This is a genomic window from Microbacterium gilvum (assembly GCF_039543865.1).
Lineage (GTDB): Bacteria > Actinomycetota > Actinomycetes > Actinomycetales > Microbacteriaceae > Microbacterium > Microbacterium gilvum.
The window spans coordinates 248,748-272,461 of sequence record NZ_BAABKO010000004.1 but is presented as its reverse complement, the minus strand read 5'-3'; the positions used below and the strand labels follow the sequence as shown (position 1 = coordinate 272,461).

Annotated in this window: 16 protein-coding genes and 1 tRNA gene; 5 read left to right on the top strand and 12 right to left on the bottom strand. The window is 73.2% G+C overall.

Going from position 1 to position 23,714, the window contains the following annotated elements; all coding sequences use genetic code 11:
* Positions 1-3: 3 nt before the first annotated feature.
* From prfA to argS, 8 genes are all read right to left on the bottom strand, one after another.
* Positions 4-1,077 carry a peptide chain release factor 1 gene (gene prfA, locus ABD998_RS12460; RefSeq protein ID WP_345439604.1) on the bottom strand — a complete coding sequence of 358 codons (1,074 nt, stop codon included), beginning with the start codon at positions 1,075-1,077 and terminating at the stop codon, positions 4-6.
* A 1-nt stretch (position 1,078) separates the two neighbouring features.
* Positions 1,079-3,235 carry a transcription termination factor Rho gene (gene rho, locus ABD998_RS12455; protein WP_345439602.1) on the bottom strand — a complete coding sequence of 719 codons (2,157 nt, stop codon included), beginning with the start codon at positions 3,233-3,235 and terminating at the stop codon, positions 1,079-1,081.
* A gap of 156 nt (positions 3,236-3,391) precedes the next feature.
* Entirely contained in the window at positions 3,392-4,324 is a 933-nt protein-coding gene (thrB, locus tag ABD998_RS12450; RefSeq protein ID WP_345439600.1) for a homoserine kinase, read from the bottom strand.
* Entirely contained in the window at positions 4,321-5,409 is a 1,089-nt protein-coding gene (thrC, locus tag ABD998_RS12445; RefSeq protein WP_345439598.1) for a threonine synthase, read from the bottom strand. The genes thrB and thrC overlap by 4 nt, the downstream gene beginning before the upstream one ends.
* 2 nt (positions 5,410-5,411) lie before the next feature.
* A complete protein-coding gene (locus ABD998_RS12440) occupies positions 5,412-6,713 on the bottom strand; it encodes a homoserine dehydrogenase (protein WP_345439596.1) in 1,302 nt (433 codons plus the stop codon).
* A complete protein-coding gene (gene lysA / locus ABD998_RS12435; RefSeq protein ID WP_345439594.1) occupies positions 6,710-8,140 on the bottom strand; it encodes a diaminopimelate decarboxylase in 1,431 nt (476 codons plus the stop codon). Before lysA ends, ABD998_RS12440 begins: the two co-directional genes overlap by 4 nt.
* Before the next feature lie 135 nt (positions 8,141-8,275).
* Positions 8,276-9,043, bottom strand: a complete 768-nt coding sequence (locus ABD998_RS12430) for an LmeA family phospholipid-binding protein (protein WP_345439592.1) — start codon at positions 9,041-9,043, stop codon at positions 8,276-8,278.
* Between the two features lie 2 nt (positions 9,044-9,045).
* Positions 9,046-10,716, bottom strand: a complete 1,671-nt coding sequence (gene argS, locus ABD998_RS12425) for an arginine--tRNA ligase (protein WP_345439590.1) — start codon at positions 10,714-10,716, stop codon at positions 9,046-9,048.
* A gap of 60 nt (positions 10,717-10,776) precedes the next feature.
* On the opposite strand from argS, the gene ABD998_RS12420 reads away from it, so the two are divergent.
* Positions 10,777-11,604 carry an SGNH/GDSL hydrolase family protein gene (locus ABD998_RS12420; protein ID WP_345439588.1) on the top strand — a complete coding sequence of 276 codons (828 nt, stop codon included), beginning with the start codon at positions 10,777-10,779 and terminating at the stop codon, positions 11,602-11,604.
* A gap of 16 nt (positions 11,605-11,620) precedes the next feature.
* A tRNA-Arg gene (locus tag ABD998_RS12415) sits at positions 11,621-11,696 on the top strand.
* A gap of 56 nt (positions 11,697-11,752) precedes the next feature.
* On the opposite strand, the gene ABD998_RS12410 is transcribed toward ABD998_RS12415, so the two are convergent.
* From ABD998_RS12410 to ABD998_RS12400, 3 genes are read right to left on the bottom strand one after another with little or no spacing between them, the layout of a single operon-like run.
* Positions 11,753-12,646 (bottom strand): ThuA domain-containing protein, encoded by an 894-nt coding sequence (locus tag ABD998_RS12410; RefSeq protein WP_345439586.1) that lies wholly within the window; start codon positions 12,644-12,646, stop codon positions 11,753-11,755.
* Positions 12,643-13,623, bottom strand: a complete 981-nt coding sequence (locus tag ABD998_RS12405; protein ID WP_345439584.1) for a sugar phosphate isomerase/epimerase family protein — start codon at positions 13,621-13,623, stop codon at positions 12,643-12,645. The genes ABD998_RS12410 and ABD998_RS12405 overlap by 4 nt, the downstream gene beginning before the upstream one ends.
* Positions 13,620-14,603, bottom strand: coding sequence for a sugar phosphate isomerase/epimerase family protein (locus ABD998_RS12400; RefSeq protein ID WP_345439582.1), 984 nt, complete (start codon positions 14,601-14,603; stop codon positions 13,620-13,622). Before ABD998_RS12400 ends, ABD998_RS12405 begins: the two co-directional genes overlap by 4 nt.
* 236 nt (positions 14,604-14,839) lie before the next feature.
* Between ABD998_RS12400 and ABD998_RS12395 the strand changes: the two genes are divergently transcribed.
* The 3 genes from ABD998_RS12395 to hrpB are packed head-to-tail and all read left to right on the top strand — an operon-like array spanning position 14,840 to position 21,349.
* On the top strand, positions 14,840-17,161 hold the full coding sequence (locus tag ABD998_RS12395) for a molybdopterin-dependent oxidoreductase (protein WP_345439580.1): 2,322 nt from the start codon (positions 14,840-14,842) through the stop codon (positions 17,159-17,161).
* Positions 17,162-17,212: 51 nt separating this feature from the next.
* Positions 17,213-18,739: a molybdopterin-dependent oxidoreductase gene (locus ABD998_RS12390; RefSeq protein ID WP_345439578.1), complete on the top strand. Its 1,527-nt coding sequence runs from the start codon at positions 17,213-17,215 to the stop codon at positions 18,737-18,739.
* Positions 18,740-18,751: 12 nt separating this feature from the next.
* Positions 18,752-21,349: an ATP-dependent helicase HrpB gene (gene hrpB / locus ABD998_RS12385; protein WP_345439576.1), complete on the top strand. Its 2,598-nt coding sequence runs from the start codon at positions 18,752-18,754 to the stop codon at positions 21,347-21,349.
* Positions 21,350-21,556: 207 nt separating this feature from the next.
* Here the strand turns inward: hrpB and ABD998_RS12380 are convergent, their stop codons facing one another.
* Positions 21,557-23,647, bottom strand: a complete 2,091-nt coding sequence (locus ABD998_RS12380; RefSeq protein ID WP_345439574.1) for a RecQ family ATP-dependent DNA helicase — start codon at positions 23,645-23,647, stop codon at positions 21,557-21,559.
* Between the last annotated feature and the right edge of the window lie 67 nt (positions 23,648-23,714).

Here is a 23,714-nt window from a genome sequence, read left to right as displayed (position 1 = left end):
GCGTCAGTCGCCGATCGACGCGAGCCGCTCGGCCTCGTCGGCCTCGATGCACGAGGCGACGACGGGGCCGAGGGCGCCGTCCATGACCTGGTCGAGGTTGTACGCCTTGTACCCGGTGCGGTGGTCGGCGATGCGGTTCTCCGGGAAGTTGTACGTCCGGATGCGCTCCGAGCGGTCCATCCCGCGGATCTGCGATCTGCGCGCGTCGCTCGCGGCGGCCGCGAGCTCCTCCTGCTGACGCGCGAGCAGGCGTGCGCGCAGCACGCGCATGCCCGCCTCGCGGTTCTGCAGCTGCGACTTCTCGTTCTGCATCGACACGACGATGCCGGTCGGCACGTGCGTGATGCGCACGGCGGAGTCGGTCGTGTTGACCGACTGCCCTCCGGGCCCCGACGACCGGAACACGTCGATCTTCAGGTCGTTCGGATCGATGTGGATCTCCTCGGGCTCGTCCACCTCGGGGAAGACGAGCACACCCGTCGTCGACGTGTGGATGCGCCCCTGCGACTCGGTCGCGGGCACGCGCTGCACGCGGTGCACGCCCCCCTCGTACTTCAGGTGCGCCCACACGCCCTGGGCGGGGTCGTTCGAGGAGCCCTTGATCGCCAGCTGCACGTTCTTGAAGCCGCCGAGATCCGACTCGTCGCGCTCCAGCAGCTCCGTCTTCCAGCCCTGCGACGCGGCGTACTGCGTGTACATGCGCAGCAGGTCGGCGGCGAACAGCGCGCTCTCGGCTCCGCCCTCGCCCGCCTTGATCTCCATGATGACGTCGCGTGCGTCGTCGGGGTCGCGCGGGATGAGGAGCCGGCGGAGGCGCTCCTGCGCCTCCGCCAGGCTCTCCTCGAGCGCCGGGACCTCGGCCGCGAACGCCTCGTCCTCGCGGGCGAGCTCGCGCGCGGCGTCGAGGTCCTCACCCGCCGCCGTCCATGCCTCGTGCGCCTTCACGATGCGCGAGAGCTCGGCGTAGCGCCGGTTCACGCGCTTCGCCCGCGCGGCGTCGGCGTGCACCTCGGGGTCGGAGAGCTCTCGCTCGACCGCGCGGTGCTCGTCGATCAGGGCTTGGACCGACTCGAACACGTCAGCGGATGTCGTTCTCGTGACCCGAGCCGCGACCGCCCGTCTGGGGGATCGACTTCTGCATCTGCACGAGGAACTCGACGTTCGACTGCGTCTCCTTGAGCTTGTCGAGGATGACGCCGAGCGCGTGCTGCTGGTCGAGCCCGGCGAGGGCGCGACGCAGCTTCCACGTGATCTTGACCTCGTCGGGCGAGAGCAGCATCTCCTCGCGGCGCGTGGACGACGCGTTGACGTCGACGGCGGGGAAGATGCGCTTGTCGGCGAGCTGGCGCGACAGGCGCAGCTCCATGTTGCCTGTGCCCTTGAACTCCTCGAAGATCACCTCGTCCATCTTCGACCCGGTCTCGACGAGCGCCGTGGCGAGGATCGTGAGCGAGCCGCCGTTCTCGATGTTGCGCGCCGCGCCGAAGAAGCGCTTCGGCGGGTAGAGCGCCGACGCGTCCACCCCGCCCGAGAGCACGCGGCCCGAGGTCGGCGCGGAGACGTTGTAGGCGCGGCCGAGGCGCGTGATCGAGTCGAGCAGCACGACGACGTCGCGGCCCAGCTCGACGAGGCGCTTGGCGCGCTCGATCGCGAGCTCGGCGACCGTCGTGTGGTCCTCCGCCGGGCGGTCGAAGGTCGAGGCGATGACCTCGCCCTTGACCGACCGCTGCATGTCGGTGACCTCTTCCGGCCGCTCGTCCACGAGGACGACCATGAGGTGCGCCTCGGGGTTGTTGAGCGCGATGGCGTTCGCGATCTGCTGCAGCACGATCGTCTTGCCCGCCTTGGGGGGCGCGACGATGAGCCCGCGCTGGCCCTTTCCGATGGGGGCGACGAGGTCGATGATGCGCTGCGTGAGCTTCTCCGGCGCCGTCTCGAGACGCAGGCGCTCCTGCGGGTAGAGCGGTGTGAGCTTGCCGAACTCGACGCGGGTCGCTGCGTCCTCGACGGAGAGCCCGTTGATGGAGTCGACCTTGACGAGCGCGTTGTACTTCTGACGGCCCGACTGCTCGTTCTCGCGCGGCTGCTTGATGGCGCCGACGATGGCGTCGCCCTTGCGCAGGTTGTACTTCTTCACCTGGCCGAGCGAGACGTAGACGTCCTGCTGACCGGGCAGGTAGCCGGTCGTGCGCACGAACGCGTAGTTGTCGAGGACGTCGAGGACGCCCGCGATGGGGATGAGGACGTCGTCGTCGCCGATCTCGGTGTCGAACTCGTCATCCGCACCGCCGCGGCGCTTGTTGCGCGCGCGTCCGCGGCCGTTCGCCTGATCCTGGTTCTGACCCTGGTTCTGGTTCTGGTTCTGGTTGCGGTTCTGGCCCTGGTTCTGGCGTCCGCCGCGCTCCGGACGGTCGGACTCGTCCTCCTTGGGCTCCTCCGCACGCTGCTCGTCCGAGGCGGCGTCCGACGCCGCTCCGCGGCCCCGGCCGCGGCGGTTGCGGTTGCGGCCACGACGCGCGGTGCCCTCCTCGGGCTTGGAGTCGCCCTCCGCCTTGTCGGCGTCGGACGCGTCCGACCCGCCGTCCGTCGCGGCCTCGGCGCCATCCGTCGCGGCCTCGGCGCCCTCCGCCGCGGCCTCGGCGCCATCCGTCGCGGCCTCGGCGCCCTCCGCCACGGTCTCGGCGGCCGGCTCCTCCACGGCCGCGGATGCCGCATCGGCGGACAGCGCGTCGCCCTCGGCCGCGGGAGCCTCCTCGGGCGCCTCGACGGCCGCGTCGTCGGCGTCCGTGGACGCCTCCGCCTGCGCGGCGGCTTCGGCCTGCGCCGCGGCCTCGGCGGCAGCGGCGGCCTCCGCCTCGATGACCTTCTTGGCGCGGCGCGGCGCACGCTTGCGCACGGGCTTCGCGGGCGCCTCCTCGGCAGCGGGCTCGGCGGCGGCATCCGCTGCGGCCTCGGCCGCCGCGGGCTCGGCGGCGGCATCCGCTGCGGCGTCGGCCGGCGCGGGCTCCTCCGCAGGCGCGGAGGCCGCGTCAGCGGGCGCCGTCACCTCGGCGGGCGCCGTGCCGGCCGACTTGGCGCGGCGCGGCGCACGCTTGCGCACGGGCTTCGCGGGCGCCTCCTCGGCAGCAGGCGTCTCTGCCGACGTCTCCTGCTGGGCGGTCGCCTGCGCTCCCGCGTCTTCGGCGGGGTTCGCGGCGACGACGTCGTCGTTCTGGATCTCGGAGTGGGACTCCACGAGGGCTCCTGTCGGTGTTGCGTGGCATGACCCGAACCGCACAGGCGGGATTCGCGTGACGCGCGCCACGACGCGCGTCCATCCCGGGTCCGATCGGGTCGGATCCTCGGGAGCGTGCGGGGGCTTCGCAGAATTGCGACGGTGGTTTCGAACGTGCTACCGAGCACCCACCGGGTTGGTCCTCACTGTACCACCCTTGAAATCGACCGCGAGCATGTGCGCCTCCCACGGGGTGTCCGCCACGCTCAGGACCAGCTCTGCGGCCTCAAGGCGCCGGCCGGGGCCGTCCGCGAGCACGAGCACGCTCGGCCCCGCGCCGGAGACGACGGCGGCGAACCCCGCGCCGCGCAGCGCCCGCACGAGGCGGTTGGTCTCGGGCATCGCCTCGGCCCGGTAGTCCTGGTGGAGCTTGTCCTCCGTCGCCGCGAGCAGCAGCTCGGGGCTCTGGATGAGGGCGGCGATGAGCAGCGCGGAGCGCGACACGTTGAACACGGCGTCCTCGCGCGGCACCTGCAGCGGCTGCAGGCTGCGGGCGAGCGAGGTCGACATCGTCGTCTCCGGGACGAAGACGACGGGCGCGACGCCGCGGTGCACGAGCAGCTTCTTGTGCTGCGGGCCGTGCTCGTCGGTCCACGCGATCGTGAGTCCCCCGAACAGCGCCGGCGCGACGTTGTCGGGATGGCCCTCGATCTCGACCGCGAGGCGGAGCAGGTCGTTCTCCGACAGCTCCGCCTCGCCCTCGAGGAGTCCCTTCGCGGCGAGCACGCCCGCCGTCACGGCGGCGGCCGACGATCCGAGGCCGCGGCCGTGGGGCACGCCGTTGCGCGCGACGATCCGCAGACCGGGCGCCGTGCGCCCCTGGTCGGCGAACACGTGGCGGATGACGCGCACGATGAGGTGCGACTCGTCGCGGGGGATCTCCTCCGCGCCGGATCCGGTCACCTCGATCTCGAGCTCGCCTGCAGGGAGAGCCGTGACGACGAGCTCGTCGTAGGCCGACAGCGCGAGACCCAGGGTGTCGAATCCCGGGCCCAGGTTGGCGCTCGTCGCAGGCACGCGGACCTGCACGGAGCGCCGGGCGGTCGTCACGCGGGCGCTCCCACGGGCGCGAGGCCGAGCACCTCGGCGACGTCGCCGGTCGCGGCGTCGACGACGGTCGGCGAGACCTCGGAGCCGTCCTCCTGCTTGAGGGCCCACTGCGGGTCCTTCAGGCCGTGGCCCGTGACCGTGATCGTGACGCGCGATCCCGCGGGGATGACGCCCGCCTCCGACCGCTCGAGGAGGCCAGCGACGCCGATCGCCGACGCGGGCTCGACGAAGACTCCCGCCGTGCTCGCGAGCAGCTTCTGCGCGGCGAGGATGGCGGTGTCGGAGATCGCGCCGAAGTAGCCGTCCGTGCGGTCGCGCGCCTCGAGGGCGAGCTCCCACGATGCGGGGTTGCCGATGCGGATGGCCGTCGCGATGGTCTCGGGGTTCTTCACGACCTCGCCGCGCACGATGGGGGCTGACCCCTCGGCCTGGAAGCCGAACATGCGCGGCACGCGCGTCGTCGTCCCCGCCTCGGCGTCCTCGATGTAGCCGCGCGAGTACGCCGTGTAGTTGCCCGCGTTCCCGATCGGGATGAAGTGGAAGTCGGGAGCGTCGCCGAGCTGCGACGCGATCTCGTACGCCGCGGTCTTCTGGCCCTCGATGCGGTCGGGGTTGACCGAGTTCACGAGGTGCACGGGGTAGCTCTCGGAGAGCTCGCGGGCGATCTCGAGGCAGTCGTCGAAGTTGCCGCGGATCTGGATGAGCTGCCCGCCGTGCACGACGGCCTGGCTCAGCTTGCCCATGGCGATCTTGCCCTCCGGCACGAGCACGGCGGCCGTGATGCCCGCGTGCGCGGCGTACGCGGCGGCTGACGCCGAGGTGTTGCCCGTCGACGCGCAGATCACGGCCTTCGCGCCGTGCTCGACGGCGCGCGAGAGCGCGACCGTCATGCCGCGGTCCTTGAACGAGCCCGTCGGGTTCATCCCCTCGAACTTGATCCAGACATCCGCCCCTGTGCGCTGCGACAGCGCGGGCGCGGGGATGAGCGGCGTTCCGCCCTCCCCCAGGGTCACGACGGTCGACGCGTCGGTGACGCCCAGACGGTCGGCGTACTCGCGCATCACTCCGCGCCAGACGTGGGCCATGGTCATTCTCCTTCCACGCGCAGCACGCTCGCCACACGCTCGACGACGGCACTCTCGGCGAGGCGCGCGACGGTGTCGCCGAGCGCCTGCTCACGAGCCCTGTGGGTTCCGATCACGATGCGGGCGGTGCCCTCGTCATCGACGGTCTGCTCGACGGTCGCCGCTGACACGCCGCCGTCGACGAGGATGCCCGCGATCGTCGCGAGCACGCCGGGCTCATCCGACACCTCGAGGGTGATCTGGTAGCGCGTCATGATGCGGCCGATGGGGGCGGTCGGCAGGCTCTGCCTCGGCGACTCGCCCACGCCGACGCCGCCCGCGATGTGGCGGCGCGCGGCCGAGACGACGTCGCCGAGCACGGCCGACGCCGTCTGCACGCCGCCGGCGCCGGCACCGTAGAACATGAGCGGGCCGGCCGCCTCCGCCTCCACGAAGACGGCGTTGTTGCCGCCGTGCACGCTTGCGAGGGGGTGCTCCCGGCTGATGAGGGCGGGATAGACGCGCACCGAGATCGCCTCGTCGTCGGCGCTGCCGGCGAGACGCTCGCACACGGCGAGCAGCTTGATGACGAAGCCCGCGCGGCGCGCGCCCTCGATCATGTCGGCCGTGACGTTCTCGATGCCCTCGCGGTGCACGTCGTCCATGGACACGCGGGTGTGGAAGGCCAGGCTCGCGAGGATGGCGGCCTTCTGCGCGGCGTCGTGCCCCTCGAGGTCGAGGGTCGGGTCGGCTTCGAGGTACCCGAGGTCGGTCGCGATCGCCTGCGCCTCCTCCGCAGACAGGCCCTCGCGGTCCATCTTGTCGAGGATGAAGTTCGTCGATCCGTTGACGATGCCGAAGATGCGCGCGATCCGGTCGCCCGCCAGGGAGTCCTTGAGCGGGCGGATGATCGGGATGGCGCCGGCGACGGCCGCCTCGTACGAGACGGAGGCGCCCACCTGGTCGGCGGCGTCGAAGATCTCGGCGCCGTGCGTCGCGAGGAGCGCCTTGTTGCCGGTGACGACGTCGGCGCCCGAGTTCAGCGCCGTGAGGATGTGGGTGCGGGCGGGCTCGATCCCGCCCATCAGCTCGATGACGATGTCGGCGCCGACGATGAGGCTCTCGGCGTCGGTCGTGAGCAGCTCGCGGGGCAGCTCGACGTCGCGGGGCGCGTCGGGGTCGCGCACGAGGATGCCTGCGAGCTCGAGGCTCGCGCCGCTGCGCTCGGCGAAGTCGTCGCCGTGCTCGAGCAGCAGGCGTGCCACCTGCGATCCGACGGAACCGGCGCCCAGCAGGGCGACCCTCAGCGTGCGGTGGTCGATCATCCTTCTCCCTCCCCGGCCGGTCGGCCGGTGCCGGAATCGAGGCCCGTGTCGCGGGCGAGCAGGTCCTCGATGGTCTCGCCGCGCACGATGACGCGGGCGACGCCCCGCGAGACCGCCACGACGGGCGGGCGCGGGATGTGGTTGTAGTTGCTCGCGAGCGGCGCCGTGTAGGCGCCCGTCGCGGGGACCGCGAGCAGGTCGCCCGGCGTGACGTCGCCCGGCAGGTACTCGTGGTCGACGACGATGTCGCCCGACTCGCAGTGCAGGCCCACGACGCGGGCGAGGGCGGGCGCCCCCGTGCCCTCGCGCGAGGCGAGGCGAGCGGAGTACTGGGCGCCGTACAGGGCGGGGCGCGCGTTGTCGCTCATCCCGCCGTCGACGCTCACGTAGAGGCGCTGCGCGTCTCCGCTCTCCGTCTGCACGGTCACCGGCTTGACGGTTCCGACCTCGTAGAGGGTGACCCCTGCCGGGCCGACGATGCTGCGCCCCGGCTCGAACGCGAGCACGGGGAGCGGGATGCCACGCGCCTGGCACTCCGCGGCGACGACGTCGACGATGCCGTCGGCCAGCGCGGCGATCGGCGAGGGGTCGTCGACGCGCGTGTACGCGATGCCGAAGCCGCCCCCGAGGTTCAGCAGCGGCACCTCGCCGCCTGCCCGGAGGCGCTCGTGCAGCTCGATCACACGGGAGGCCGACTCGCGGAATCCGGCGACGCCGAAGATCTGGGATCCGATGTGGCAGTGCAGGCCGGCGAAGCGCAGCCGCGGAAGCTCTCGGATGCGCGCGACGGCGCGCTCAGCCGCGTCGAGGGCGAACCCGAACTTCTGGTCCTCGTGCGCCGTCGCGAGGAAGTGGTGGGTCTCGGCGTGCACGCCGCTGTTCACGCGCACGAGCACGGACTGCTCGGCGTCGAGGCGCTCGACGATGGCGGCGAGCCTCTCGATCTCGATCTCGGAGTCGACGACGATCGTGCCGACGCCCGCCGTGACGGCGCGCTCGAGCTCCCACACCCGCTTGTTGTTGCCGTGGAAGCCGATGCGCGCGGGGTCGACGCCCGCGGCGAGGGCGACGGCGAGCTCTCCCCCCGAGCAGACGTCGACGCCGAGGCCGGCGTCGACGACCCACCGCGCGATCGCCGTGGAGAGGAACGCCTTGCCCGCGTAGTACACGCGCGCCGTGCCGCCGTGGCGGGCGGCGGCATCCGCGAACGCACGCAGCGTCTCGACGGCGCGCGCCCGCACGGCGTCCTCGTCGATCACGAGGACGGGCGTGCCGTAGTGCTGCGCGAGGTCGACGGCGGACGCGCCGGCGACGACGAGCGCCCCCTGGGCGTCGCGATGCGCCGACTCGGGCCAGACAGCTGGCGCGAGGTCGTTGGGGTCGGCGGGGGTCGTGAGCCATTCCGGCGCGAGTGCGGACGAGGACACGGGTCACCAATCAGTGGATGGGGGTCGGCCGCGGCGCGGTGTGCTCACGCTGACGCGGTGACTGAGATTCTATGGCACCGGCCGCGCCGCTCGCGGCGCGGCCGACGCGGGGCGACCGGCGGCGACCGACCCCGCTCACGCGCACCGCGCCGCGGCGAGCGCGTCGAGGTCGGCGAAGACGCCGTCCGAGAAGGTCAGGCCGATCTCGAGACGGCCGTCCGAGACGTCGGCCGCCGTCACGTCGAGGCCGTCGGGAAGGGCGTCGCCCCGGCACAGGGTGAGCGGCTGAGCGAGCGCGCCGAGGTCGATCGGAGCCTGCGCGAGGGTATCGGCGGTGAGCTCGAGCGCGCCGATCCGGATGGCGTCGGGCGTCAGCACGACGTCGCCGTCCGCGACGCCGGGCACAGCGGTGAACTCCAGCGGGAGCGACGCGCCGAAGATCGTCAGCTCGGCGGAGAACTCGGCGGCCGGACCGGGGAGCTCCACGGCGATGTCTCCCCAGCTCGTCCACGCTCCGCCTGCCGTGGAGAGGAGCGCGTCGACGTCGTCCGCGTCCATCGAGATGCGCGCGGTGCCGCCGAGGGCAGAGAGGTCGTCGCCCGAGACCGGGACGCCGTGCGCCCGCACGGCGACGTCGCCTGTCAGCCCTTCGAACGCGACGTCGTCGGCCGAGATGGCGAGGTCGTCGAGCCGCCCCGCCAGCAGCTGCGGCAGGACGAGCCCTCCGACGGCCACGTCGACCGGGTGGTCGGCCGGCAGCGCGAGCTCCGTGACGACCGCCTCGCGGACGCGGTCCTGCACGACGGCTCTGGCGATCGCGTCGCCGACGAAGAACGCCGCGACCGCCGCGACGACCACGGCCCCCGCGATGAGCAGGGTGCGGGCAGTGCGGCGGCTGGCCATCGTCACATCCGCTCTGGCGCGCTCACGCCGAGCAGGTCGAGGCCGTTGCGCAGCACCTGGCCCGTGGCGTCGTTGAGCCAGAGGCGCGTGCGGTGCACGGTCTCGAGCGGCTCGTCGCCCTTGGGCGTCACGCGGCACGTGTCGTACCAGCGGTGGTAGAGGCCGGCGAGCTCCTCGAGGTAGCGCGCGATGCGGTGGGGCTCGCGCAGCTCGGCCGCGAACGCGACGAGCCGCGGGAACTCCTGCAGCGCGCCGAGCAGGGCCGACTCGGTCTCGTGCACGAGCAGCTCGGGGGCGAACTCCGACCTGTCGACACCCGCGTCGGCCGCGTTGCGCGCGACGTTGACGGTGCGCGCGTGCGCGTACTGCACGTAGAAGACGGGGTTGTCGTTCGTGCGCTTGCGCAGCTGCTCGGGGTCGAGGGCGAGGGGCGAGTCGGCGGGATACCGCGCGAGCGAGTAGCGCAGCGCGTCCGCCCCGATCCACGAGATGAGGTCGTCCATCTCGATGATGTTCCCCGCGCGCTTCGACAGGCGCGCGCCGTTCACCGAGACGAGCTGCCCGATGAGCACCTCGATGTCCTTCTGCGGGTCGTCGCCGGCCGCGCCGGCGAGTGCCTTGAGGCGGTGGACGTAGCCGTGGTGGTCGGCGCCCAGCAGGTAGATCTTGTGCTGGTACCCGCGGTCCGACTTCGAGAGGTAGTAGGCGGCGTCGGCGGCGAAGTAGGTGTAGATCTCGCTGTCCGAGCGGCGCACGACGCGGTCCTTGTCGTCGCCGAACGTCGTCGTGCGCACCCACACCGCGCCGTCCTCGTCGAACACGTGGCCCTGGGCGCGCAGGCGCTCGACGGCGTCGTCGATGAGGCTCGTGCCCGCGCCCTCCGCCTTCGCGTGCAGCGTGCGCTCGCTGAAGAAGACGTCGAAGTGCACGTGGAAGGCCTCGAGCGACGCCTTGATCTCCTCGAGCTGCCGGGCGTAGCCGATCTCGCGGGCGAGCGCGAGCTGCTCGCCCGCGCCGAGCTGCAGCAGGTCGGGCCGCTCGGCCAGGACGTGCGCGGCGAGGTCGGCGATGTACTGCCCCGGGTACCCGCCTTCGGGCGTCGGCTCGCCCTTCGCGGCCGCGAGCACGCTCGCGCCGAACTTGTCCATCTGCGCCCCGGCGTCGTTGATGTAGTACTCGCTGACGAGGTCGGCGCCGCTGGCCTTGAGCACGCGCGCGATCGAGTCGCCGAGCGCCGCCCACCGGGTGTGGCCGATGTGGAGGGGGCCCGTGGGGTTCGCGCTCACGAACTCGAGGTTGATCGTGTTGCCGGCCTGCGTCTCGTTGCGACCGTAGGCGGTGCCCGCATCCACGATCGTCTTCGCGAGGGCGCCCGCGGCGGCCGCATCGAGGCGGATGTTGATGAACCCGGGCCCCGCGACCTCGACCGAGGCGACGCCGTCGACGGCGGCCAGCCCGTCGGCGATGTCCTGCGCGAGCTCTCGCGGGTTCGCGCCCAGCCGCTTGGCGAGCTTCATCGCGATGTTCGTCGCCCAGTCTCCGTGATCGCGGTTCTTGGGGCGGTCGAAGACGATGTCGGCCGCGGCGACGTCGAGGGGCTCGCCGGGTCGGCGCCGCTCCGCGATGGGCGTGAGCACGGCGAGCAGGGCGGCGGCGAGGGCGTCGGGAGTCATAGCGTCACAAGTTTATGACGACGCGCGCTGGGAGCCCGTCGCGTGCTTATCCTCGTTCGCATGAGCGCGGACCGCCCGATCCGCCGACTCGCCGCGCTGGTCGCCGCGATCGGCCTCGCCCTCGCGGCCGTCGCCGCGCTCGCGCTGTGGCGTCCGTGGGCGGCGCCGTCGGCCCCGCCGGCCGCCGCGGCCGAGGGCACGGTCGTGCAGCCCGCGCCGCTCGCCGTGCCGGACGACGCCACCGTCCTCGTGTTCGGCGACTCCTGGACCTACGGTTCGGCCGCCACCGCCCCCGAGGGCGGCTACGCCTACCGCCTCGGCGAGCTCGAGGGATGGGCCGAGACGATCGTCGACGGCGTGCGCGGCAGCGGTTACCTCAAGCCGGGCATCGACGGCCCCGACTTCGGCGATCGGATCGCCGCGCTCGACCCCGACCTCGACCCCGACCTCGTGATCGTGCAGGGCTCGATCAACGACCGCCGGCAGGACCTCTCCCGGTACTCCGACGCCGTCACAGCCGCGTGGGACGACCTCGCGGCCGTCTACCCCGACGCGCAGATCGTCGTCCTCGGGCCGGCCCCGCAGGTGCTCCCCGTCGAGGAGGCGACGGCCGAGATCGACCGCCGACTCGCCCAGCTCGCCGGCGCGCGCGGATGGTGGTACCTCTCCCCCGTGCAGGGGGAGTGGATCACGGCCGCCGACTACGCGTGGATCATCGACACGTCGGAGGCCGGAGCCGACCATCCCTCGGACGACGGGCATGCCTACCTCGCCGAGCGGGTCGCCGCGGCGCTCGACGCGCTCGCCCAGCCGGTCGTCGTGGAGGCGGCGGACGAGCAGCCGGAGCCTGCCCTGCCCGACGTGTACGAGGCACCCTCCGAGCGCTGATAGCCTTGATCGGCACGCCTCCGTAGCTCAGGGGATAGAGCGCCGGTTTCCGGTACCGTAGGTCGGGGGTTCGAATCCCTCCGGGGGCACCAGCGTGCGAAGGCCCTGCTCGACGAGCAGGGCCTTCTGTCGTTCCGCTGCGCGCGTGTCAGCCCTCGCGGGCGTAGTACGGCCAGGGCAGGAAGCGGCGATCGCCGCGGCGATCGGGTCCCGTCAGCGTCACCTCTCCCGTGGCCGCCCACTCGACGCCGCGCGGGAACATCCTGATGAACTCGATGCGGCGGAACGTGTCGATGTCGTGCCCGATCGTGATCGTGAACGACCTCCCGGCCCCGTACTCGTTGATCCACGCGATCGGCTGGTCGGTGTCGATGCCCGGCAGCGCCGCGATGCCCTCGGGAGGGATGTCGACCGGGTAGTGCGCCATGGGCCATACGGGCGCCTTCTCGTACGCCTCCAGGTCGTCGAACGTGGTGAGGAGGACCCGCGCGCCCTCGTACAGCTGCACCCCCGTGAGGATGTCGTCGCCCGTGACCGTCCACCGCTCGCTGATCCCCTCGGTGATCGGATGGCGCGGCTCGACCGTGTCGAGCTGGGCCTCGCCCCACGGGCGGGGGCGCAGCCCCGTCTCCCACGCGCTGAGCTTGGCCCCCCGCATGACGTTGTACTCCTCGGGATACCCCCACGAGTCCTCCTGGGCGGCGGAGCCGTGGAACCAGACGATCCCCTTGCCGTCGTCGTGCACGAACCTCAGCAGAGCAGCGTCGGTCTCGGCGCCGAAGCCGACCGCCCTGTCGAAGTAGCCGTCGCGCCCCTCGAAGACGACGATGACGACGTCGTACCGGTCGATGACATCGGCGCCCAGCCCCCGCGGGTCCTCCACGACACGCACGCGGAACCGGCCGGTGTCCTCCAGCAGCGTCGTGAGCCACTGGTTGTGCTGGCGGAAGCTGCGCGCCTCGTTGTCGTGCTCGCGGGTCATGTGCCCGGAGAGGATGAGGACGTTCAGCACGCCGGCGGAGGAGGCGGGCACGGCGCTCATGCCGCGCCTCCGACGATCGGCCGGAGCACGTTCTGGACGTACCATCCGCTCACCATCGCGCTCTCCGCGGGGTGCGGGCTCTGATCCGACTCCACGACGATCCACCCGCCGTACCCGATGTCGTGCAGCGCGTGCGCGACACCCTCGAAGTCGACCAGCCCGCCCTCGTCGGTCGGCTCGAAGAACCACCGACCGATACGCCGCTCGCCGCCCTCCGTGCGCACGAACTGCTCGGCGTGCGGGGTGAGCGCCTCGGATTCGCCGACCGTCTCGCGGGCGTCCTTCAGCTGCACGTGGCGGATGCGCGACGGGTGCCGCCGCAGGAAGGCCACCGGGTCGATCCCCGCGATCGCGAACTCGGCCGTGTCGACGGCGAAGCCGACAGGGGCGCCGTCCGTCGCCTCGACCAGCCGCTCGAGACCGTCGCCGATCCGCAGGGCGGAGAGGAAGTCGACGTGGAGCGCGAGCCCGACGCCCTCGGCCTCGACCGCGGCCCCGACGTCGGCCCACGCGGCGGCGAGCGCGGCGATCTGCCCGTCGTCGAGCGCGCCGGTCTGCCACGCGGATCCGACGGGGCGGACGACGAGCGTGTCGCCGCCGAGTCGGACGAGCGCCGCGGCGAACCACCTGGCGGTATCGACGATGCGCGGAACGCCGGCGGGGTCGAGCGGGTCGTGGCCGCGCCCCATCTCGACGTCGAACCCGATCGCGGGGTCGTAGACGTAGCTGCTCACTCCGTCGAGCGCGCAGGCGGCGAGCACGTCGCGGAACTGCTCGAGCGACCCGTACAGATCGCGGATCTGGTCGGGGGTGCCGAGCGGCTCCCAGGCGCCGAAGCTCTCGGCCGTGAGCTCGACCGCGCCGAACCCGCTGATCGAGACGGTCTTGAAGGCCCGCTCGTGCTCGCGCCGGCGCACGAACGCGTCGATGTTCGTGTCCCACTGGTTGACGGCATAGCTCCATCGCGCGCCGCTCATGCGGAGGCCTCCTGGTAGATGCGGTCGAGCACGTTCTTCGCGTACCAGCGCGAGATCGCCGTGCTCTCGGCGTAATCGCCGCCGAGCTTGTCTGCCTTGTCGTGCTCGACGGAGATCCAGCCCGAGTAGCCGTGGCCGCGCACCGAGCGCATCATCGCCTCGAAGTCGACGAGCCCCTCGTCGGTGCCCATCTCGTAGAACCACTTCTCGGTCGTCACGGCCGACACCTCGGCGTCGGGGAAGCGACGGTAGTCGTCGTTGACGTCCTTGTGCCGCGTGTCCTTGAAGTGGAATCCGCTCACGCGCTCGTGATGCGCCTCGTAGACCGCGACCGGGTCGACGTCGGCGATGCAGTGCTGCGCCGTGTCGACGAAGAACTTCACGTATCGCGGATCGGCGTACCCGTAGAAGGCGTCGATCTGACGCCTCGTGCGGATGCCTGCATAGAACTCGTGATGGCACGTCAGGTTCACGCCGTACTGCTGCGTGATCTCCCCCACGCGCCCCCAGACATCGGCGGCATGCTTGAGGCCGTCGTCGGGCACGCCGTGCTCGTCGAAGTACCGCGACCCGGGCATGACGATGATGTTGTCGAGCTGGATCCCCGACCACCGGTCCATCGTGACGCGGAAGTCCTCGATGATCGTGGCGTGGGTGGACGGCACCTCCGGCGCGTAGCGGTCGGGCGTGTAGTAGACGCCGTGGAACGTGTTCACGATCCGCTCGAGCCCCTGCTCCTGCACGAACTCCTGGTAGTTCGCCACCGACCCGTACTGCTCGAGGATCTGCCAGTAGCGGAAATCGAACGTGTCGATGGCGTCGAACCCCACGGCCGCCACCTGCCGGAGGAAGCGGGTCATCTCGAGCCGCGAATGCCATTGGTCGCGCGGTCCGGCTGGTCCGTTCTTGCGCCAGTGGTCCATGTAGCTCCACTTGACGGCGCGGGGCGCTGCGCCCTCTGCCGGCACGTCTGTCGTCACATCAACTCCTTCGTCGATCCCGCCTCCTCGCCACGCACAGGCGACGGTGGGAGGAGGTCGGAGTCCAGCCTCACAAGCACCGTCGCCATCAGGAACCTCGAATCGCTTATCGCAGCGCATCAGTGTCGTCGATACCCGCACCCCGCATGCGCGCCTCCTCCCTCCTCCGGTGCGTCCGCGTGTCACCCCGTGCAACACGCCGATCGCGGCGCGTGCGCGCCGCGTAGCCTCGCGACGTGACCGTCAGCGAGACCAGCGCCCACTGGGGCACGTACCGCGTCGAGGTGTCGGCGGACGGCCGCCGCATCCTCGCCGCGACGCCATACGACGACGATCCCGACGCGTCGCCCGCGATCGGGAACGTCGCGGACGCCCACGACGCGCCGTCGCGCGTGCGCCGTCCGGCCGTCCGCCGCAGCTGGCTCGAGAACGGCCCGGGCGCCGACGCGTCGCGAGGCCGGCCGGGAGACGCGTTCGTGGAGGTCGACTGGGACACGGCGCTCGAGCTCACGGCTCGCGAGCTCGAGCGGGTGCGCGGCGTCCACGGCGACTCCGCGGTGTTCGGCGGCTCGTACGGATGGGGCAGCGCCGGGCGCTTCCACCATGCCCAGAGCCAGCTGCACCGGTTCCTGAACCTCACGGGCGGCTACACGCGCTCGGTCAACTCGTACTCGCGCGGCGCGAGCATCGTGCTGCTGCCGCATCTCGTCGGCCGCGCGGCCGACCTCGATCTGCGCGCCCGTCCCGTGCCGTGGCACGAGATCGAGGAGCACACCGACCTCCTCGTCACCTTCGGGGGCCTGCGCCGCTCGAACACGTGGGTCGTGCCGGGCGGCCACGACCGGCACATCGCCTCCGGGAGGGCTCGGCGGATGGCCGGTTCCACGCACGTGGTGTCGCTCTCGGCGCTGCGCGACGACGCCTTCCACGACGTGGGCGCGGAGTGGATCGGCGTCATGCCGGGAACCGACACCGCCGTCCTCCTCGCCCTCATCCACGTCCTGGATGCCGAGGGGCTCGCCGACGAGGGGTTCCTCTCGCGGTTCACGACCGGCGCGGAACGCATCCGCCGGCAGGTCAGGGGCGACGACGACGGCGTCCCGAAGACGCCGGAGTGGGCGGAGTCGATCTCGCGGACGCCGGCCGCGGCCATCCGCGATCTCGCCCGGCGGATGGCCGCGGGGCGCACGCTCGTCAACGTGGCGTTCTCGCTGCAGCGCGGCGAGCACGGCGAGCACGCGGTGCACGCCGCGCTCGCCCTCGCCGCGTTCCTGGGGCAGATCGGGCTGCCGGGCGGCGGCTTCGCGCACGGCTACGGATCGATGGGCGACTACGGCGTCGGCGTCGTCGGGGCGAAGCTGCCCGTCTTCGATCAGGGCGTCAACCCCGTGGACGCCTTCATCCCGTGTGCGCGCATCTCCGACCTGCTGCTCCACCCCGGTGAGGCGTACGCGTACGACGGGCGGACGCTGCGCTATCCCTCGATCGCCCTGGCCTACTGGGCGGGCGGCAACCCTTTCCACCATCATCAGGACCTCGGCCGGCTCCGCGCCGCGATCGCCCGCCTCGAGACGTTCATCGTGCACGAGACGCACTGGACGGCGACGGCGAAGCACGCCGACATCGTCCTCCCGGCGACGAGCACGCTCGAGCGCGACGACGTCGCGGCGGGCGCGGGCGACCGCCGGCTGCGCGCGGTCCGGGCGGCGGCGACGCCCGTCGGCGAGGCGCGGGACGAGTTCCGCATCCTCTCGGGCCTCGCCGACCGGCTCGGCCGGGGAGAGGCGTTCCACGAGGGCCGCGACGCGGGCGCCTGGCTGCGCCACCTCTACGAGCGCTGGCGGGAGGCGCCGCAGAGCCCGCCGGCGCCTCCCTTCGACGAGTTCTGGGAGGAGGGTGGTGCGCCGCTCCCCCAGGACCCCTACCCGGACGCCGTCTTCTCCCGCTTCCGCGCCGACCCCGCGGCGCACCCGCTGGAGACTCCGAGCGGGCGGATCGAGCTGCACTCCGACGTGATCGCCGGTTTCGGCCTCGTCGAGGTCCCCGGCCATCCCGTGTGGACGGAGCGCACGCAGTGGTGGGGCGCGCCGGATGCCGCGACGTTCGACATCCACCTCCTCTGCAACCAGCCGAGTCACCGCCTGCACTCGCAGCACGACATGGGCGCGGCGAGCCGCTCGACGAAGGTGGCGGGCCGTGAGCCGCTTCGTCTCCATCCCGACGACGCCGCGGCCCGGGGCATCCGCGCGGGAGACGTCGTGCGCGTGCGATCGCCACGCGGCTCCCTGCTCGCGGGCGCCGTGCTCACCCACGACGTGCTGCCCGGCGCCGCGCAGATGTCCACGGGCGCGTGGTTCGACCCGTCGCGCCCCGACATCGCCGACTGCATCGCCGGCAACGTCAACGTGCTCACGCACGACGTCGGCACGACGCCCCTCTCGCAGGGCTCGAGCGGCGCGCACGTGCTCGTCGCCGTGGAACGCTGGGACGGCGAGGTGCCGCGCGTCGCGGCATACGATCCGCCGGCTTTCGCGCCGCACGCGGCCATCGCGCAGTAGCCTGGCCATCCGATCGGCGCGCCGCGCCGAATCAGGGACATGAGGCCGAGGATGCGCACACGCCGGTACCCGCTCGCCGCGATCGCCGGCGTCGTCAGCGCCGCGGTGTTCCTCGCCGCGGCCGAGCTCGTCGCGCTGCTCGCGGCGAAGGAGGCGAGCCCGCTGCTCGCGCTCGGCGGATTCGTCATCGACATCGTCCCCCAGCCCGTCAAGGAGCTCGCGATCGCCGTGTTCGGCGCGATGGACAAGGTCGCGCTGCTCGCGGGCCTCGGCGTGGCCGTCGCCGTCGCCGCCGTGCTCGCCGGCATGCTGCAGCTCCGCTTCCCTCCCTCGGGCCTCATCGTGATCGGCGCGGCCGGCGCCGCGACGCTCGCGACGACCGTGACGCGCCCGGGTGCGACAGCGCTCGCCTGGGCGCCCTCCGTCGTCGGGGTCGTCGCGGGCGGTGTCGTGCTCGTCGCCCTCATCCGTCGGCTGCGTCCTCCCTCGTCGGCGCCTGAGGAGGGCGTCGACCGCCGCGGCTTCCTGCTCATCGCGACGATCGCGGGCGCCTCCGCCCTCGTCGTCGGCCTGGGCTCGCGCGCGCTCAACGGCGTCACGACATCGATCACGGCCATCCGCGAAGCTCTGCGCCTGCCCTCTCCGCGATCGCGCGTCACGATCCCCGACGGCGCCGAGCTGGATGTCCCCGGGCTGTCGCCGCTCTTCACCCCCAACGCCGACTTCTACCGCGTCGACACGGCCCTGACGGTGCCGACGGTCGATCCGGCGGAATGGCGCCTCATCGTCGACGGGATGGTCGGGGAGCGCATCGAGCTGACGTTCGACGACCTCCTGGCGATGGGGCTCGACGAGTACGCCGTGACCCTGACGTGCGTGTCGAACGAGGTCGGCGGCGGGCTCGTCGGCAACGCGCTGTGGCAGGGCGTGCCCGTTCGCGACGTGCTCGCGCTCGCGCGCCCGCAGGAGGGCGCCGACATGGTGCTGTCGACGAGCGTCGACGGCTTCACCGCGTCGACTCCGCTGACGTCGCTCACCGACGACGCGATCGACGCCATCCTCGCCGTCGCGATGAACGGCGAGCCGCTGCCGCTCGAGCACGGGTTCCCCGTGCGGATGGTCGTGCCCGGCCTCTACGGGTACGTCTCTGCGACGAAGTGGGTCACCGAGTTGACGGTCACGACGTTCGCGCAGGACGAGGCGTACTGGACGCCGCGCGGCTACAGCGCGAAGGCCCCCATCAAGATGTCGTCGCGCATCGACACCCCTCGCTCGGGGACGCCCGTCGACGCCGGGACCGTCGCGGTCGCGGGCGTCGCATGGGCCCAGACGGTCGGCATCTCGCGCGTCGAGGTGTCGATCGACGACGGCGACTGGCAGGAGGCCGAGCTGTCGGCGCCCGTCAACGAGGACACCTGGGTGCAGTGGAAGCTCGCGTGGGAGGCCGAGGCGGGCACGCACTACATCGCCGTGCGGGCGACCGACGCCGACGGCAACCTGCAGATCCAGGAGCGCGCCCCCATCGCCCCGGACGGCGCCAGCGGATGGCAGCGCACCCTCGTCACGGTACGGGGCTGAGATGATCTCGGGGTGACGTCCCCCGCCCCGCACCGCTTCGACCTCGCCCGCATCGGCGCCGGGCTCCCGGTGTCGACGGCCGCGGCGGAGCTGCGCACCGCGGCCCGCCGCGGAGCGATGGTCGTGACGGCGCCGCCCGGCACCGGCAAGACGACGTTCGTGCCGCCGCTCCTCGCGGATCTCCTCCCGGGCTCGGTGATCGTGACGCAGCCGCGACGTGTCGCCGTGCGCGCCGCCGCCCGCCGTATCGCCGCACTCGACGGATCCGCCGTCGGCGACGCCGTCGGCTTCACGGTGCGCGGCGAGCGGATCGTCGGCCCGGCGACGCGCATCGAGATCCTGACACCGGGTGTCCTGCTGCGGCGTCTGCTCGACGACCCCGAGCTCGAGGGCGTGTCGGCGGTCGTCCTCGACGAGGTGCACGAGCGCTCGCTCGACGGCGACCTGCTGCTGGGGCTCCTCGCCGAGGTGCGCGCACTGCGAGACGACCTGATCGTCGTCGCGATGTCGGCGACGCTCGACGCGGCGGGCCTCGCCGGGCTGCTCGGCGCAGACGGCGCTCCGGCGCCCGTCGTCGATGTGCCGTCGCCTCTGCATCCCCTCGATGTCGCTTACGCACCGCACACGGGGCCGCGTGTCGACGAGCGCGGCGTCTCGCCGGCGTTCCTCGCGCACGTCGCGGACGTCGCGCGGACCGCCGGCGATGACGGCGACGCGCTCGTGTTCGTCCCGTCGGCCCGCGACGTCGACGCCGTCGTGCGCATGCTCGGGGCGGGAGACCGCGAGGTGCTGCCGTTGCACGGGCGGCTGCCGTCGCGCGAGCAGGATCGCGCCACGGGAGGGCGCACGGGCGCCCTGCCCCGCACGATCGTGACGACGGCGCTCGCGGAGAGCTCGCTCACCGTCCCCGGCGTGCGGCTCGTCGTCGACGCGGGTCTCGCGCGCGAGGTGCGCCGCGATCGTGCCCGCGACATGACGGGCCTCATCACGGTGAGCGCGTCGCGTGCCGCCGCCGAGCAGCGCGCCGGGCGCGCCGCGCGCGAGGCGCCGGGCCGCGCCATCCGCCTCTACGGCGAGACCGATCTCGCCCGCTTGGCGCCGACGGCGCCGCCCGAGATCGCCTCGGCCGACCTCGTGGACGCCGCGCTGCTCCTCGGGGCCTGGGGCACGCCGGCGGGGCGCGGGCTCGCGCTGCTCACCCCGCCGCCGGGCGACGCGATGACGCGCGCCCTGGCCGTGCTGCGCGACCTCGGTCTCGCCGACGCCGAGGGCCGCCCGACGCCGCTCGGACGCCGCATCGCGGCGCTCCCCGTCGGCGTGCGCGACGTGCGGGCGCTGCTCGACGGCGCCGTGCGCCTCGGCGATGAGCGGCGTGCCGCCGAGGTCGTCGCCGCCGTGTCCGACGACCACCGCGCCCCCGATGCGGACCTGCCGGGTCTGCTGCGCGGGCTCCGCGACGACCGGGTGCCGGGCGCCGGGCGCTGGCGACGCGAGGCGACGCGGCTCGCACGGGTCGCGGCGGGGGCGGCGGACGCGGGCGGCGCCTCAGGGCCGGGGGCATCCGTGGGCGGCGCGGGCGGCCCGCGTGCGGGCTCCGAGCCCCGCATCCCCTCGCCGCAGGCGCCGAGTCTCGCCGATGCGGCCGGAGCCATCGTCGCCCTCGCACGCCCCGAGTGGATCGCCCGCCGCACGACGGCGGGGTCGCGGAGCTACCTGCTCGCGAGCGGCACACGGGCCGCGGTTCCCGAGGGCTCGGGGCTCGTCGGATCGGAATGGATCGCGGTCGCCGAGGTGCAGCGCGCCGAGGGCCGTGCCGCCGACGGAACGGGCGCCGTCGTGAGGCTCGCCGCCCCGATCCCCGAGGACGAGGCGCTCGCGATCGGCGCGCCGCTGGCCGCCTCGGAGCGCATCGCCCGCGTCGAGGGCGGCCGCGTGCGGGTCCGCGTGGAACGGCGGCTCGGAGCCATCCCGCTGTCGTCGACCCCCGCGACGCCCCGGCCCGACGACCTCGCACCGGCGCTCACAGCGCACCTGAGCGAGGTCGGGATCGGCTCCCTCCCCTGGACGGACGCCGCGACTGCGCTCCGGGCGCGGATGGCGATGCTGCACCGTGAGCTCGGCGCCCCGTGGCCCGACGTCGGAGAGCAGGCGCTGCTCGCGACCGCCGACGACTGGCTGGCACCAGACCTCGCACGAGCTGGGGCCGCGCTCGATCGCGTCGACACGACGTCCGCCCTGCGCCGTCTGCTGCCGTGGCCGGAGGCAGCGCGGTTCGACGAGCTGGTGCCCGAGCGCCTCGCCGTGCCGTCCGGATCGCACGTCCGCATCGCCTACGGCGAGCGGCCCGTCGTGGCGGTCAAGCTGCAGGAGGTGTTCGGCCTCGATCGCACGCCGCGGCTCGTCGACGGTCGCGTTCCCGTGCTGTTCCACCTGCTGTCGCCCGGGCGGCATCCGCTCGCCGTGACCGACGACCTGGCATCGTTCTGGAACGGGCCGTACCAGGACGTGCGCCGGGAGATGCGCGGCCGTTACCCGAAGCATCCCTGGCCGGAGGACCCGTGGAGCGCCGTCGCGACGGCGAAGACGAACCGGCGCCTGCGCGAGGGCTGATCCCCGTCGGGGTCGCGCAGGAGACAGCCGGAGTCGCCGCGGCTCTCCTGCGGTGCGGAGCAGCGGACGCTGCGCAGGAGATGCATCCAGCCACGCCACCACCCGCTCGGGAATCACGCGAGCCGGCCGACGGCGCTCGCGCGGGGTTCCTGCGGTACGTCCGCTGAGCACCCGCGCAGGCCCAGGCTCAGCCGCGCAGGGCCAGGTTCAGCTGCGCAGGGCGAGGGCGAACGGCAGCACCGCCGTCGCGCCGGCGCGACGCAGCTCACGGGCCGCGAGCGCGAGCGTCCAGCGGCTGTCGGCGAGGTCGTCGACGAGCAGGATGGGACCCGCCGGCACCTCGATGCCCTCCGCGGCCATCCGCCCATGCAGATCGGCGACGCGGAAGGCGCTGTTGCCGCCGGGACGGCCGGTCGGCGCCGCGGGGTCGAGCGCGAGCGCCCCGACATAGGGCAGGCGGCCGATGCCCGCGAGCCCGCGCGCCAGGGATTCGACGAGGAGCGGGTGCGAGCGCGACGGAACGGAGACCACCGCCACGGGGCGCTCCGACCATCCCCAGTCGGCCAGGACGCGGACGCAGGCGTCCAGAAGTCGCGCGGGGACCTCCTGATCGGGCGCGCCGGCGGCGAACAGCTCGCGGAGGGCACCGCCCCATCCGAGATCGGTGAGGCGTGCGAGGGCGCGCCCCTCGTCGGCCTGCTCGTCCGCGGGGATGCGCCCCTTGAGCGGCACGCCGAGACGGTCGAGACCCGACGGCCACTGCCGGCGCGGCTCGATCGGCACGCCGACGCGGTCGAGCGCCGAAGCCGCCGACGCCGCGACGCCCTGACCGATCTCCGCGGTCAGCCAGGCGCCCGCGCAGTTGTCGCAGCGCCCGCAGGGCGACGCGGTGTCGTCGTCGAGGCGGCGCTGCAGGAACTCCATGCGGCAGCCGGTCGTCGTCTCGTACGCGAGCATGTCGTCCTGCTCGGCGCGGCGCTCGGCGGCGATGCGCCCGTAGCGTTCGGCGTCGTACGTCCACGCGTCGCCGGTCGCGGACCATCCGCCCTTCTCGCGGCGCACGGCGCCGTCGACGTCGAGCACCTTGAGGAGCAGCTCGAGGGGCGTGCGGCGGATGTCGACGATCGCCTCGAGCGCGACGGTCGACAGCGGCCGGTCGGATGCGGCGAGCGCCGACAGCACGCGCTCGGCCCGGTCCTGGTCGGGCATCGAGGCCGTCGCGAAGTAGTGCCAGATGTCGCGGTCCTCCGGGCCCGGCAGCAGGACGACGTCGGCGGAGTCGGTCGCGCGGCCCGCGCGGCCGACCTGCTGGTAGTACGCCACGGGAGACGACGGCGCGCCGAGGTGGAGCACGAACCCGAGGTCGGGCTTGTCGAACCCCATGCCGAGGGCGCTGGTGGCGACGAGCGCCTTCACCTCGTTGCGCTTGAGCATGGCCTCCGACTCGGCGCGCTCGTCGGCGTCGCTCTGCCCCGTGTACGCCCGCACGGCATGGCCGTGGTCGCGCAGCAGCCGCGCGGTGTCGTTGGCCGCGGCGACCGTGAGCGTGTAGATGATGCCGGAGCCGGGCAGCTCGTCGAGGTGGCTGAGAAGCCAGGCCAGGCGCGCCGTCGCGTCGGGGAGGCGCAGCACGCCGAGCCGGAGCGACGCGCGGGCGAGGGGGCCGCGGATCGTCGTGACGCCCTCGGCTCCGAGCTGGTCGACGACGTCGGCGACGACGCGGCTGTTCGCGGTCGCCGTCGTCGCCAGCACGGGTACGGAGTCGGGCATCTGGGCGATGAGGTCGCGCAGGCGGCGGTAGTCGGGGCGGAAGTCGTGACCCCAGTCGCTGATGCAGTGCGCCTCGTCGACGACGAGCATGCCGATGCGTCGGACGAGCGCGGGGAGCTGCTCGTCGCGGAACGACGGGTTGTTGAGCCGCTCGGGCGACACGAGCAGCACGTCGACCTCGTCGGCCTCGAGCCGGGCGAGCACGTCGGTCCACTCGTGCGCGTTCGTGGAGTTGATGGCGACCGCCCGCACCCCCGCCCGCTCGGCGGCCGCGATCTGGTCGCGCATGAGCGCGATGAGCGGCGAGACGAGCACGGTCGGCCCCGCACCCTGGTCGCGCAGCAGCCGTGTCGCGACGAAGTAGACGGCCGACTTTCCCCATCCGGTGCGCTGCACGACGAGCGCGCGGCGGCGACCGCCGACGAGCGCGTCGATCGCCTCGAACTGGCCGTCGTGGAACACCGCGTCATCGCGGCCCACCAGTCGGCGGAGGGCGGCGAGGGCGGCGTCGTGGAGGGAGGGGGTCATGCCTCCACCCTCGCACGGAGCGGGGACACCGGGTGCGGCGGCCCCACTCCTCGGGCTCCCCCTCCTC